The organism is Austwickia sp. TVS 96-490-7B (assembly GCF_019331795.1).
Classification (GTDB): domain Bacteria; phylum Actinomycetota; class Actinomycetes; order Actinomycetales; family Dermatophilaceae; genus Austwickia.
The window spans coordinates 275,462-289,072 of the sequence record NZ_JAHPZL010000007.1 but is presented as its reverse complement, the minus strand read 5'-3'; the positions used below and the strand labels follow the sequence as shown (position 1 = coordinate 289,072).

The 13,611-nt window shown below is 60.5% G+C and carries 13 protein-coding genes; 4 read left to right on the top strand and 9 right to left on the bottom strand.

The window, feature by feature from the left end:
- The first annotated feature begins 151 nt into the window (after positions 1-151).
- From KEM60_RS09505 to KEM60_RS16935, 4 genes are all read left to right on the top strand, one after another.
- Positions 152-328, top strand: a complete 177-nt coding sequence (locus KEM60_RS09505) for a hypothetical protein (RefSeq protein WP_219107269.1) — start codon at positions 152-154, stop codon at positions 326-328.
- 308 nt (positions 329-636) lie between these two features.
- Positions 637-1,641 carry a dienelactone hydrolase family protein gene (locus tag KEM60_RS09500; RefSeq protein ID WP_219107268.1) on the top strand — a complete coding sequence of 335 codons (1,005 nt, stop codon included), beginning with the start codon at positions 637-639 and terminating at the stop codon, positions 1,639-1,641.
- A gap of 187 nt (positions 1,642-1,828) precedes the next feature.
- On the top strand, positions 1,829-2,608 hold the full coding sequence (locus KEM60_RS09495; protein ID WP_219107267.1) for a hypothetical protein: 780 nt from the start codon (positions 1,829-1,831) through the stop codon (positions 2,606-2,608).
- Positions 2,609-2,706: 98 nt separating this feature from the next.
- Entirely contained in the window at positions 2,707-2,949 is a 243-nt protein-coding gene (locus tag KEM60_RS16935; RefSeq protein ID WP_370626344.1) for a DUF6767 domain-containing protein, read from the top strand.
- A gap of 28 nt (positions 2,950-2,977) precedes the next feature.
- Here KEM60_RS16935 and ilvC read toward each other — a convergent pair whose 3' ends face one another.
- The 9 genes from ilvC to KEM60_RS09450 all read right to left on the bottom strand — a co-directional run bounded on the left by ilvC (position 2,978) and on the right by KEM60_RS09450 (position 13,403).
- Positions 2,978-4,012 carry a ketol-acid reductoisomerase gene (gene ilvC, locus KEM60_RS09490; RefSeq protein WP_219107266.1) on the bottom strand — a complete coding sequence of 345 codons (1,035 nt, stop codon included), beginning with the start codon at positions 4,010-4,012 and terminating at the stop codon, positions 2,978-2,980.
- Between the two features lie 80 nt (positions 4,013-4,092).
- Positions 4,093-4,602, bottom strand: coding sequence for an acetolactate synthase small subunit (gene ilvN, locus KEM60_RS09485; RefSeq protein WP_219107265.1), 510 nt, complete (start codon positions 4,600-4,602; stop codon positions 4,093-4,095).
- Between the two features lie 3 nt (positions 4,603-4,605).
- Positions 4,606-6,417 (bottom strand): acetolactate synthase large subunit, encoded by a 1,812-nt coding sequence (locus KEM60_RS09480; RefSeq protein ID WP_219107264.1) that lies wholly within the window; start codon positions 6,415-6,417, stop codon positions 4,606-4,608.
- 405 nt (positions 6,418-6,822) lie between these two features.
- Positions 6,823-7,905 (bottom strand): alanine racemase, encoded by a 1,083-nt coding sequence (locus KEM60_RS09475; protein ID WP_219107263.1) that lies wholly within the window; start codon positions 7,903-7,905, stop codon positions 6,823-6,825.
- Between the two features lie 35 nt (positions 7,906-7,940).
- Entirely contained in the window at positions 7,941-9,455 is a 1,515-nt protein-coding gene (locus KEM60_RS09470) for a hypothetical protein (RefSeq protein WP_219107262.1), read from the bottom strand.
- Positions 9,456-9,502: 47 nt separating this feature from the next.
- The gene (locus tag KEM60_RS09465; RefSeq protein ID WP_219107261.1) at positions 9,503-10,276 is read right to left on the bottom strand and encodes an ABC transporter ATP-binding protein; all 774 of its coding nucleotides are present in this window, start codon (positions 10,274-10,276) and stop codon (positions 9,503-9,505) included.
- A gap of 166 nt (positions 10,277-10,442) precedes the next feature.
- On the bottom strand, positions 10,443-11,318 hold the full coding sequence (locus KEM60_RS09460) for a tRNA pseudouridine(38-40) synthase TruA (protein ID WP_219107573.1): 876 nt from the start codon (positions 11,316-11,318) through the stop codon (positions 10,443-10,445).
- 334 nt (positions 11,319-11,652) lie between these two features.
- Entirely contained in the window at positions 11,653-12,327 is a 675-nt protein-coding gene (rplQ, locus tag KEM60_RS09455; protein ID WP_219107260.1) for a 50S ribosomal protein L17, read from the bottom strand.
- Between the two features lie 59 nt (positions 12,328-12,386).
- Positions 12,387-13,403, bottom strand: a complete 1,017-nt coding sequence (locus KEM60_RS09450; protein ID WP_219107259.1) for a DNA-directed RNA polymerase subunit alpha — start codon at positions 13,401-13,403, stop codon at positions 12,387-12,389.
- Positions 13,404-13,611: the final 208 nt, after the last annotated feature.

Genomic DNA, 13,611 nt, shown 5'->3' with positions numbered 1-13,611 from the left:
CCTGACAGAACCCCGTCCACTGTAAGGCCTCCTCGGCGGAGTGAATGCCACCTCCATGGCACCGGCGCAGTGAGCATGCCAAAGCTGCCTGACAACAAACCTGTAGGGGTAGGCAGTTCATCGAACGCTCTCCTCGATAGAGGATTCTGAGGTGACCACTGGGGTTGCTTCGCTTCAAGTCAACCCTCGTGAACTGACCACGTACCGGACGGTCGAAAAGCATGAAATTCGCCACATCATTGCTGCTCAGATGAATAATCAACCTTTCTGCCGCAACCAACGACGTCTTGCCGACAGTCAGGCGGCACACGAGTCTGACCACTGGTGATCACTATTCCTTCGAGCACGGTGATCCCTCGAAGGCCAGTGCCACTGGGGTCTTCGTCGTCGTGCCTCGTCGCGGTATGACGCCATCAGACCCACTTCAACCTCACTGTCACCCTCGACAACAACCGACCTGACGGGATAAAGATGACTCGTCATGACGCAGGTGACGACCTGGTGCCACGACATCGCGCACCTGCCTGCCCACCCCTACCCCTGTGAGCCCCACCGTTTCTCGAAGCTTCCTCCACGCACCGTCCCGTATCCTCGGCCACGCCGACCCCACCAGCCTCAGCCGATACAGGAGGCGCTATGCCAGCACATCCCTCGACGCCCGTTCACCGCGGCGAGGAAACGGTCTTTGACAGCGAGACGCCGTCACCATCCCCCCACCACCGCGCAGGCCGCCACTGCCACCCCACCAAGGCCCTACTAGGAGCCGTCGCATTGGCCTTGACGATGGCCATGGCACCCCCCGCCGTGACAGCGGCCCAAGCCACACCGATCGCTCAAGCAGCTGCATCACCCGTGGCACCAGCTCACACCACGCGAGTCCCCGGCGCATCAGGGACCCAAGCTCTCAGGGTGGACGGCCCCTACGCCTATGAGAGCCTCGCGGTGGCAGCTCGCAAAACTCCCAAAGGAATGGCCGAAGCAGAATTCGTCTGGCCGGACGACGATTCCGGGCGGCCACGTCCTGCTGTGGTGATGATCGCTGGCTGGAGCAGCGAGATGACCAGCCTGCGCTGGCTTGGGCAGCGTTTGGCCTCTCATGGTTATGTCGTCATGATGATCCAACCGCCGCTACGAACCCACTTCCCAGCGGAGCGAGCAACCGCTCTTCAGGTGGCAACGCAATGGTTGACCACTGGCAGTCCAGTTGCCGACCGGGTTGATCCCCAGAACCTGGCACTGTATGGCTACTCGATGGGTGGCGGAGCCGTGCTTCGTGCGGCTACGGCGATGCCGAAGTTCAAAGCAGTGGTTTCCGCTTTCCCCTGGGATCCTTCGCCCTCCTTCACCACGAACACTGCGCCGACCTTGGTGTTGGCATCTAAAGACGACACCACCGCGTCGTTGAACAAGTATGCGTCTCCGATTTACACCTCTTTGGTGAACTCACCTGAGCGCGCCATTGCAGTCTTTCCCTCTGGTGGGCATCACATTCCTTCCTCCCCTGACGGCAGGGTCAGTGAGATGACCCTCGCCTGGCTTGGACGATTCCTGGCCGGGGATGCTCGATATTCCCGCTTCCTTTGCCCCGGCCCCACCGTGGGACCGCAGTACGCCGAATATCGCGCCACCTGCCCGATGTGACCCAGAGCAGCATCCCCGGCATGTCAATTCAAAAACACTGGCCTGCCCCCTCAAACTGCTGCTTCTCGCGAGCAGCAGCAGACCTTCCGAGGTCTGCATGAAAGCGCATGGCGAGAATTTCTTGCTCTGCGCGCATTCTCCATCAGAAAGGACATCCTGAATGTCTGTTTCTCTGCGTACGATCGCTGTGGCCACCGCGTCATCTCTGGCTCTCGCCTACGGTGGCGTTGCCGCCAGCGCCGCCCCCATGGCTCAGGACGCCAAAGGCGACCGCAAAGCTGCGGTCGCCTCCGAAGACATCGCTCCGGTGCGTGACGGCTCCGGCAAGGTTGTCGGCTACAGCGTCAGCCAGGAAACGCGCAAGGACCTGGAACGTCTCTCCGATGAGATCAAGAAGCAGGACACCGCGAAGAAGGCTCTTTCCGGGCTTGACCAGCCGAGCAAGAACGCTCTTGAGCTCGCCACGAAGGAGATCAAGAAGACTGACGCGACGGTGAACCCAGTCACCGACGCCAACCGCAAGACGGTCGAGGAGGAGAGCCAGAAGCCCGACGCCGCGACCGCGCAGAAGCAGGCCGACGAGGCCGCCAAGAAGGTCGAGGAGGTCAACAAGAGCCGCGAGGGTAAGGACACCGACAAGGCCCTGACCGAGGAGAGCACTCAAGACATCCCGATCTCCACCTTTAAGGACAAGGCCGCCAAGGACGGTTCCAAGTGGTGGCAGATCGCCAAATGCACCGCCAGCGTGGTGTCCTTCATCTCGGTGACGCTGTTCACCACTGCGAAGGCAGCAACGTTGGCTTTCCGGATCGCCCAGCTCGTCAAGGAACAGGGTCTCATGGCTGTCGTGAAGATCCTGACCGGTGAATCTGCTGGCAACGGCCCGATCGCCAAGGAACTGCGCGAGGCAATCGCCAAGGAAAAGAACGCGTTCAAGGTGATGAAGAACTGCTTCGCTCAGGCGTGATCCACTGGCAGGCTTGACCGGCACAGCGCGGTGCCCCGACACTTCATCGGGTCACCGCGCTGCGTCTGTCCTTGAGCAGTTAGCCGTTGCCCTCGAGCATGGAAGATCACCGTCTGATGACTACCGCTGATCCGGTACGCCGCCCGGTCGATTCGCGATGCCCGTTGCGACCAGGAGATCCATGCACCATGTGTCACCATCATGCGACCGGGCCGCAAGACTGTCCGCTGGTTTATCTGGTGATGGACGATCCTGAACTGCGGGATCTCTACGCGGCATCCCGACAGCCCAGTTCATCGCGGACGGCAGCATCTCACGACTCTGACGTTGTAGATGAGTGAACTAGCGCACCAATCCATCAGCCGACTCTCAACGGGCGGCTGACCCTTCGGTGTAGTCGCTGTCAGCGTCGCTGTCTTTGATCCACGCCATCAAACCGCGCAGATCTTTACCAGTTTTCTCAATCGGGTGAGCAGCGCCCTGCTCACGCAGGCGGGTGAACTCAGGCGCGCCCGCGTCCTGATCATCGATAAAGCGCTTTGCGAAGGCGCCACTCCGCACATCCTCCAGAACTGCCTTCATGTTTTCCTTGACCCGCGGGTCGATGACGCGCGGCCCAGAAACATAGTCGCCGTACTCGGCCGTGTCGGAGACCGACCAGCGCTGTTTGGCGATGCCACCTTCGATCATGAGGTCGACAATCAGCTTCAGCTCATGCAGACATTCGAAGTAGGCGATCTCAGGTTGATAGCCAGCCTCGACCAGGGTCTCGAAGCCATACATGACCAGCTGCGACGCACCGCCGCAAAGCACAGCCTGCTCGCCGAACAAATCGGTCTCGCACTCCTCGGTGAACGTCGTGCCGATGCCACCGGCGCGAAGACCACCAATAGCCTTCGCGTAGGCCTTGGCCAACTCCCACGCGTCGCCGGTCTCATCCTTTTCCACCGCGAGAAGCACAGGCACGCCACGCCCGTCGACGTACTCTCGACGTACCAGGTGGCCGGGCCCCTTCGGCGCGACCATGAAAACATCGACCCCGGCAGGGGCGGTGATGTACCCGAAACGAATGTTGAAGCCGTGGGCGAACATCAACGCCGACCCTGGCTTCAGGTGGGGCTCAATGGACTCGGCGTATACGGCGCGTTGCACCTGGTCAGGGGTCAGGATGACAACGACGTCTGCTTCCTTGACGGCGTCGGCGACTGAGCACACCCGCAGACCCTCAGCCTCTGCTTTGGCTCGAGACGCGCTACCTTCAGCCAAACCGACCCGCACATCGACGCCGGAGTCGCGCAAGTTAAGTGCGTGAGCGTGTCCCTGGCTGCCGTAGCCGATCACAGCTACCGTGCGCTGCTGAATCGCCGCGAGGTCTGCATCGTTGTCGTAGAACATGTGGGCCATGTCGGTGGCTCCTTACCTCAAATGATGGACGTGGTGATGTGGTGCCAGGGGGCGCTATATCCGGCAGGGGGATGACAAGATCAATGGCGACCAGAACGGTCGGTGATCGAACGCGACCCCCGTCCGATAGCCACCAAACCGGACTGCACGAGTTCTTTCACCCCGTACGGTTCAAGCATCGTCAGCAATGCTTCCAGTTTTTCCACCCGGCCAGTAGCTTCGATGGTGAGAGAGTCTTGCGCCACATCGACGATATTGGCTCGGAAGAGTTGGGCGGTTTCGATGACGTGGCTACGAGTGGTCGCGTCAACGCGCACTTTCACTAGGAGGATCCGTCGCTCCACTGTGGAGGTGGCATCGAGCTCGACGACCTTGATGACCTCCACGAGTTTGTTGAGCTGTTTGGTGACCTGTTCAAGCGGCAGCTGATCGGCATCAACGAGCACAGTCATCCGAGAGATTTCTGGGTGCTCAGTCTCGCCCACCGCCAGAGAGCTGATATTGAATCCACGCCTGCTAAACAACGCTGCAATACGAGTCAGAACACCGGGCTTGTTTTCCACCAGGACCGACAGGGTATGTCTACTCACTGTTCACTCCTCACGATCCCACACCGGTGACAGTCCTCGCGCGTACATGATCTCGTCGTTGCCAACGCCAGCTGGGACCATCGGCCACACCTGAGCGTCAGGACACACCACAAAATCTACGACCACTGGTTGATCGGTGATCGCCATAGCTGCCTCGATCGTGGCATCAATGTCCTCGGGTCGCTCGCAACGCAGCCCAATGCATCCATATGCTTCGGCGAGTTTGACAAAATCGGGTATCCGACGGGTTTCGTGTCCGGTATGCAGATCTGTGTTCGAATATCGTTCGTCATAGAACAGGTTCTGCCATTGACGCACCATCCCCAGGCTGGAGTTATTAATGACAGCAACTTTGATAGGAATGCCTTCAATCGCGCAGGTGGCGAGTTCCTGGTTGGTCATTTGAAAACATCCATCGCCATCGATAGCCCAGACCACCCGATCGGGTTCAGCGACTTTGGCTCCCATCGCTGCGGGAACGCAGTATCCCATCGTGCCGAGACCCCCAGAGTTCAACCAGCTGCGAGGTCGGGAGTACCGCACGAATTGCGCGGCCCACATTTGATGCTGTCCTACACCGGAGACATAGGTCGCCTCAGGACCGGCGATCATCCCGATCCTTTCGATGACCTGTTGCGGCGCCATCAGCCCACTTTCGGGTCGGGGATACCCCAAGGGGTACGTCGCCCGTACACGGTCCATCTCCTCGACCCATGCGGTGTGGTCGGCGAGAGGGGTGTCGTGGTTGGTGCGGTCGAGTTCTTCGTTGAGAGCACGGATGACATCCAGACAATCACCGACGATCGGAACGTCAGCATGACGATTCTTGCCGATCTCAGCGGGATCGATATCGGCATGGATGACAGTGGCCAGCGGCGCGAAAGTGGACAGTTTCCCGGTGACCCGATCGTCGAATCGAGCGCCGAGGGCAATGATCAGGTCACTACGCTGCAGAGCGGTCACCGCAGACACTGATCCGTGCATCCCCGGCATGCCATAGTGCATAGGATGCTCGTCCGGAAGTACACCCCGTGCCATCAGCGTCGCCACGAGGGGAATGCGTAAGCGGTCCACGAGGTCGCGCAGCGCCCTCGACGCTCCGGCTTTGATGACACCACCACCGACGTACAACACCGGTCGATGGGATTGACGGATGAGTCGTGCCGCTTCCCGAATCTGTTTGCTATGTGGCCGAGTAGTCGGGTGGTATCCAGGGAGATCCATTGTCGGAGGCCAGGTAAAAACAGTCTGGGCTTGCAGGGCATCTTTGGTGATATCGACCAACACTGGGCCGGGGCGGCCGGTGGCGGCGATGTGGAACGCTTCGGCGATAGCCTGCGGAATTTTCGCAGGGTCCGTGATCAGATAATTGTGCTTGGTGATGGGCATGGTGATCCCGCGAATGTCAGCTTCCTGAAAAGCATCAGTGCCGATTGACTGGCTACCGACTTGCCCGGTGATCGCCACCAAAGGGACCGAATCCATGTAGGCATCAGCAAGGGGGGTGACTAAGTTAGTGGCTCCAGGACCAGAAGTAGCCATACAAACACCCACCTTGCCGGTGGCAGTAGCGTATCCCTGGGCAGCATGTCCAGCCCCTTGTTCATGGCGGACAAGAATGTGGCGCACTGCGGTGGAATCGAGCAGCGGGTCGTACGCCGGGAGAATCGCGCCTCCGGGGAGCCCGAAGATCACATCAACGCCGACCTCTTCTAAGGACCGGACCAGGCTTTGTGCGCCGGTGAGGTGCTCCAGTAGGGCGGGGGTCTCCGTCGCCGACGGCGTTGATGAGTCGTGGGCCAGGCGTGTAGCCATTGAGCGGGGGGTAGGCGTGTCTACAGTCCGCCGTGGCGGGGGTTCGGGTTTACGAGATGCCCCTGCCGTCGGTCGAGCCGATGCATTGGCCCCTTGGCGATCCTTCACTTTCGTCACCACTTTCAGGCGAGCTGAACTTCGACGAGGATGCCGAAGCGGACTCCGGTCGACAGGGCGGGTCGCGCCCAGCCAACAAAAAACCCCTCTGCCCTAGGGGCGGGAGGGGTAGCGCAACGGGCCGGGGTCAGGCCTGTCGCGCCGTCGGACGTACGATGAGGGTGCTCACGCCGTTAGCTTTCCCCGATTGCTGCCCTCCCGTCAACGACGCCCCACGGCTGTCTCAATTGACAAGACAGCAAACTCACTCCCTGGACACAACAGCAGGAATCGACAACCACATTTCGGTCACGTATTGGCGCGACCCGCCGCAACTGACCAGGTATCGACAACTCGGCCACCGTCCATGATGTACAGGGCGTCCGCCAGGTTCACCGCATTGCAGCAATGGTTCGGCACCACCCGAACCCGCTCTCCCAGCCCCGGAAGACGGCCTGAGTCACCCCACTCCACCACTGCGTGGTGCTCACTAAGCTGGACAATCCTCGCATCAGGGTGCCCCCACAGCCTCCCAAAACCTGAAGCGTACGGCGGACGATCCGCCCCCAACACCTTGCTCCCGACATCCAAAATCAGTCGCCCGCCAGCATGGCTGACCACGGTCGTGACCGCCGTCAACGCACAGTCCTGCTCACCACATGCACCCAGTTCCCACTGTTGGGCATCGTTGAACACATAAGCCCCCGGTCGGAATTCGGTGATCGCTCCCCCCTCGGCGTAACTCATGCTCGGGCTAGAGCCACCACTGATCACTGACACCGACACCCCAGCCGCCACCACCTCCTCAGCCGCTCGCGCGAGCGCCTCGCGCTCCTGCGCAGCCACCCCGGCACGCCCCGCCGGATCGTAGGAGTGCCCGGGGAACGTAAAAACCCCCACGACAGGCAGGCCAGCTTGGGCCACCGCAGCAGCAACCTCCCCCGCGTGCTGCGCCACAACCCCGCTCCGGTGGTGTCCAGAGTCGACCTCCACAAGAACCTCGACTCGGCCCGAGACACCTAGCTCATCCAACACCTGCGCTGTACGCCGACCAGAAACCACCGAATCACAGCCCAGCCTTATTCGCGCCTGATCGGTCAGTGCCGCAACCCGTCCAGCTCGATCCTCATCCATCCACCAGGGGTAGGCGATGAACACATCATCGAAACCCCCTTCGATAAACACCTCAGCCTCCGAGACCGTGGCCACGGTGATCCCTGAAGCCCCTGCCTGATATTGGCGACGCGCGATCTCGAGACACTTATGGGTCTTCGCATGCGGCCGTAAGGTCGCTCCCGTCACAGCAACCGTGTCCGCCATCCCCTTAATATTGCGATCCATCACCGCCACATCGACAACCAAAGCCGGGGTCCGGAGAGTGCGCTCATCCATAGCGATCATGAGACCCATCCCATCACGACCCCGAATCACTGGCGCCGCATCGCCTGCAAAGCCTCCGACCAATGCCGGTCCAGGTAATCCCCACCGACCCGCACCCCCAGCCATAACCCGACACCACCACAGATCACACTCACCGGCACACTCATCCACACCGCCCACCCTTCACCGGCAGACCCAAACGCCACCAACACCATCACTGGAAGGGCACCCACCGCGGTCAACAGTAATTCCCCCACCGCCACCACCGCCGATCTCAGGCCCCCACCGGAATTCATCTGAAAGGCTCCCTCAGAGATGTCTGGAGCTGGCCATTGAGCGACCGCACTCAACCAGCTGGCCGCTCCAGCAGATATACCACCCACCGCCACTGCTGCCGCGCAAGACATCACCGATACCCGCAGGTCCTGGATTAAAACCGCCCCCACCATTACCACACTCAGAGCCAGGATCAGCGGATACACCATGCCGCCCCAGACTCTTCCCCGCCGGTCATCACGGCCCCTCATTCCACTCACCGCATGCACCCACAGCCGGTTACCTTCCGCTGCTGTCCCCGACACCAAACCCACACCAGCCATCAACACCACTAACGGTGGCGCCACCGCAACAAAACGCAGCTGCCCTGATGTATCCCTCATGGCCGGTGGAATCAGAATGATCAACGGAACTGCCACCATCCCGACCAAGGCAGTGACTCGCTGTCCCTCCCTTGTCTGGGCCCTTGCCAGCCGAGCTGCGACAGCTCCAGCCGGTGACATGCCAAAGAGCCGTTCCCAACGACGACCACCATGCACCTTTTCCGACCCGCCGAGCCCCTGCAGCGGACTAGTCAGCGCTCGCTCCAACGCCCACTGCCACCACCGGTACAAGGCAGCGGCACACACCGTCGCCAGGACAACCAGCACCACTGCCGAGCCTGCATCCCCCCTCGCAGCCTCTGCCGGGGCTCCCCATGCCCACCCCAGAGGTGACCACCGGACAACTCGGACCACCCAGCCCATCTCGAGGTGTTCACCCTCACCGCGACTTGACCTGATGAACAGTGGGACACATTGCGTGATGACAGCGATCATCACACCGGCCAACCCGGCCACCAGACCTGCTCGTTCTCGATGCCGTCGGGTGGACAACGCTGCCGACATCGCTGAGGTCAATGCCCGGGACAGCAACACACATGTGGCAGCGGCCAGCGGAGCACAGCACAAGGCCAGCGCCGTGCTCAACACGTCCCTTGACCAAGAGATCACCCAAGCCACAGTGAGGATGATGAGCGCCACACCGGGAGCACCGATGAAGGAACTGAGAAGGAGGCCCGGCATCAGCCGTCGCGCAGAGACCGGCAGCAGAGCAAATCGTGCCGGCTGCATCGTCTCGTCGACACCAGACAACACCAGAGGAAAGACCAACCACGCCAAGGTCAAACTGCTAAACCCCACCGTGAGGACTGTGTCTGCGAGATCGACCGAAGCAGCTCGAAGCGCAATGATACCAATAGCCAGTGGGAACACCAGTAATGCGGCATACAAGTAGCCGATCACCATTCCGAAGGCGGTCCACGTACTCCGCCGGAAAGCTCTTATCAATAAGGTCAGTTTGAGCCTGAGGAGAACCGTAACCATTCCAGCCCCCTTCTTTCTCCCGACGTCGGGCCCCCTACTAACTGGAGGAACCGCTGCTGCAGCGGGATTCCCCTACACACCTCGGCAGTAGGGCCCACTGCAAGAACCCGCCCCCCTGCCACCACCCCTACTCCGTCACAGAGCTGCTCAACTAGCTCCATGACATGGCTGGACAAGATGACCGTCCCCCCTGCGGCGACATAGCCACGAAGAATCTCACGAACCATCTCCCCGGACACTGGGTCCACGGATTCGAAGGGTTCGTCCAGCACCAAGATGGACGGTCCATGCAGTAACGCACACGCCAGGCTGACCTTTTTCGTCATCCCTGCGGAATAGTCCGTCACGACTGTGTCGGCGTCTTCCGTTAAACCCAATGCATCAAAGAGTTCCCCACTCCGCCGTTCCACTTCGCCAGGATCCATGCTGCGTAACAACCCGACGTATCTGAGAAGCTCCCTCCCAGATAACCGGTCAAAGAGCCGCATCCCGTCCGGCATGACCCCCATTAATGCCTTGGCCGCAGGGGGGTCATGCCATACATCGATCCCGAGGACCCGCACCTCGCCTTGATCGGGGCGAAGTAACCCTGTCGCCATAGATAATGTGGTGGTCTTTCCTGCCCCATTCGGACCGACCAGCCCGAAAAGAACCCCTGGGGGCACCATCAACGACAGATCTTGCACAGCGGTCTTCGATCCAAAGGTCTTCCATAGTCCAGCCAGATCCAACGCTGCGGTCATGCCGCTTAGTCAATCACTTCGGTCAAGCATTCATCCTTTGGTTGACCAGCCAGCCTCGCTGTGCGAACGGTAGTGCCGTTACCGTCGTAGCCTCAGGCGCCGCTGAAGCAGATCCCGGCTGACACAGCCTCCTGGAGGATTCTCCCGTGCGGGGTTGGTGCCACTGTCATGGCAAGGTCCGTACGGCGCGGGATTCCTGCGCTCGATGAGCCAACTCACTATCAGCCGGGTATCCGACTTCTTCCAAGACCAACCCATGCGCAGGCATGACTGTCACGCCAGGATCACGCTGACCGGCAGTGAGTATCTGCTGAGCCCATCCTGCAGGTCGACGCCCTTCCGCGGCGGGCAACACCGCACCGACCAGCGATCGCACCATCGAATGGCAGAACGCGTCGGCCTGGACGTCAGCACGCAACACGCCATCTTTTTCTCTGGTCCACCGGTACAGCAGCAGAGTCCGAATAGTCGTAGCTCCGTCACGACGCTTGCAAAACGCCGCAAAATCTGCGAAGCCTTCAAGACTGCGCGCCTCCGCATCAAGCACTTCGTCCTGGAGCGGACGAGACACAATCACGGTGTCCCGTCGGCGTAACGGATCGAGTTCGCTGGGACGGTCCGTCAATCTATAGGAATAGCGACGAAAGACCGCAGAAAACCGCGCGTCGAAGCCAGCAGGTGCACGCTGCACCCGCCGTACGACGATGTCGGGTGGCAAGATCCCGCGAAATCTCGCCAAGGCTGCCTCTTCTGGAGATCGTGCAGAACGACCCGGTACCGCGGCAAATCGACGAGGGTCAACGTCGACGTGAGCGACAGCCCCTCGGGCATGGACACCAGCGTCAGTGCGACCTGCAATAGTCAACCGAAGGTTTTCTTGGCGAAGCAGGCACTGCACTGCTGTAGTGAGTTCTTCTTCGATGGTGCGTAACCCCGGCTGTTTCGCCCATCCCGCATACTCTGTCCCGTCGTAGCTGAAGTCGATCCGGAGACGTACTCGCTCAGAATCATCATCAGCGGCTGGATCTTTGAGTGCTGACAACGCAGGTTCTGGAACAGTTGCGTCGGTCGTGTCAGTGATGTCGGCTGTGTCAGTGCCTGCGAGTCCTTCAGCGTTGCGATGTACCACTGGTGAAGCCTAACGTTGCTGGCTCAGAGCCCGGTTACGTGACTATCCTGCTGGAGTTTTTCCGACCCGAGGGAGGGTCCTCATGTCCCCCGGCGAGAGATGCTTCCAGACATGGTCTGCAGCGAGGATTTCGCGGTGTGGTGGTGGTCACCAGCAGATAAGTGCTATCGGAGACTCGTGGACACCATGAGGGGCCGGCCACATCACTGCGGCCGGCCCCTCATGGTGTCTCCCATAGCAGGGAAGATCAGGCGTCGCTGGCGCCGTCATCTCCGTTGACAGCGGCAAATCCAGCCGCAGCTGCGGCTTCAGCGGTGCGGAACCACACCTCAGCGACGGTGCGGTCGTAGTACGGCGACTCCGGGGTGTGGTACTTCATGGAGTCCTTGTTGCCCTTCACGGTGAAGCCCTCAGGAGCTGCACCACCGTCAAGCGGGAGCGCAGAGTCTGGCCCGTATCCACCATCAACGGCGGCATCCTGGACAGCCACAACTGGCTCATCGTTCTTTGCTGCCCGCTTAGTTGCGGCTTCAGCCTCTTTAACAGTGGCTTTCTTGGGCGAGTAAGGCTCCCGCACCAGCTCGATGACTGCCATCGGGGCGTTGTCGCCCTTCCGAGGACCGATCTTGATGATCCGGGTGTAGCCACCAGGACGCTCGGCCATGTCAGGCGCGATCTCGGTGAAGAGGCGGTGTACGACACCCTTGTCCCGGACCACGGTCAGGACTCGACGCCGAGCGTGCAGGTCTCCACGCTTAGCGAAGGTGATGAGCCGTTCAGCAAGTGGACGAAGTCGCTTCGCTTTGGCCTCTGTGGTCGTGATCTTGTCGTGCTCGAACAGCGACGTGGCGAGGTTAGCCAGAATGAGCCGCTCGTGCGCGGGGCCACCGCCGAGGCGTGGGCCCTTGGTGGGGGTAGGCATGAATTCTCCTGTGGGTCAGCTGACCGATCCGCGGAAGTGCGGTTCAGTCGCAGTGTCGGTCAGTACTGCTCGTCTTCAGCGAAGACCGAGTCGTCATCGTCGTCGTACCGCTCGACGATGGCGGTGGGGTCAAACCCGGGTGGGCTGTCCTTAAGCGCCAAGCCCATGCCAACGAGTTTTGCTTTGACTTCATCAATGGATTTAGCACCGAAGTTCCGGATGTCCAGCAGGTCGGCTTCGCTCCGGCCAACGAGCTCACCTACCGTGTGGATCCCCTCGCGCTTGAGGCAGTTGTAGGAACGAACCGTCAGGTCCAGATCTTCGATAGGAAGGGCGAGGTCAGCAGCCAGAGCGGCGTCTGTCGGGGAGGGGCCCATATCGATGCCTTCGGCTTCGACGTTGAGCTCACGTGCCAATCCGAAGAGTTCCACCAGGGTCTTGCCAGCAGAAGCCAGCGCATCCCGCGGCGCCATCGAGTTCTTGGTCTCGACATCCACGATGAGCTTGTCGAAGTCGGTGCGCTGCTCAACACGAGTGGCTTCAACGCGGTAGGTCACAGCCAGAACCGGGCTATAGATGGAGTCCACCGGGATCCGGCCGATCTCCTGGTCTCCGCTCTTGTTCTGCTGCGCTGACACATAGCCGCGACCGCGTTCAACGGTGAGCTCCATCTCGATCTTCGCCTGCTCGTTGAGCGTCGCGATATGCAGATCAGGATTGTGGACCTCAACGCCTGCAGGCGGAGCAATGTCAGCAGCTGTCACCACGCCGGGTCCCTGCTTACGCAGGTACATCACCACTGGCTCATCGTGCTCGCTTGAGACGACCAGTCCTTTGATGTTGAGGATCAGCTCTGTGACATCCTCCTTCACCCCTGGAATGGTGGTGAACTCATGGAGGACCCCGTCGATACGAATACTTGTTACCGCCGCGCCGGGAATACTCGAAAGAAGTGTACGGCGCAAAGAGTTACCAAGGGTGTAACCGAAACCAGGTTCGAGCGGCTCGATGGTAAACCGGGACCTTGCCTCGGAGATGACCTCCTCCGAGAGGATCGGACGCTGCGCGATCAGCACTGTGTTCTTCCTTCCCGTGGACCACCGCTATATGAAGTCCACGAACGATCGGTTCTTCCCCGATCGAGGTGACCCGTTCCGTCTACGGGGCACCTCTCACAAAATACGCACTCCTGTGGGAGGTCCAAGAAGATCGTGACACTGCAGGTAAAAAAACTCATATGACAAAGCCGGTATGGCAACGCCACGATGCCTGCGGTGTGATGCC

Coding starts and splice junctions, on each gene's coding strand:
- KEM60_RS09500 (WP_219107268.1), top strand. CDS start 637: ATGCCAGCACATCCCTCGACGCCCGTTCACCGCGGCGAGGAAACGGTC.
- KEM60_RS16935 (WP_370626344.1), top strand. CDS start 2,707: ATGGAAGATCACCGTCTGATGACTACCGCTGATCCGGTACGCCGCCCG.
- ilvC (WP_219107266.1), bottom strand. CDS start 4,012: ATGGCCCACATGTTCTACGACAACGATGCAGACCTCGCGGCGATTCAG.
- KEM60_RS09480 (WP_219107264.1), bottom strand. CDS start 6,417: ATGGCTACACGCCTGGCCCACGACTCATCAACGCCGTCGGCGACGGAG.
- KEM60_RS09475 (WP_219107263.1), bottom strand. CDS start 7,905: ATGGATGAGCGCACTCTCCGGACCCCGGCTTTGGTTGTCGATGTGGCG.
- KEM60_RS09470 (WP_219107262.1), bottom strand. CDS start 9,455: ATGGTGATCGGCTACTTGTATGCCGCATTACTGGTGTTCCCACTGGCT.
- KEM60_RS09465 (WP_219107261.1), bottom strand. CDS start 10,276: ATGACCGCAGCGTTGGATCTGGCTGGACTATGGAAGACCTTTGGATCG.
- rplQ (WP_219107260.1), bottom strand. CDS start 12,327: ATGCCTACCCCCACCAAGGGCCCACGCCTCGGCGGTGGCCCCGCGCAC.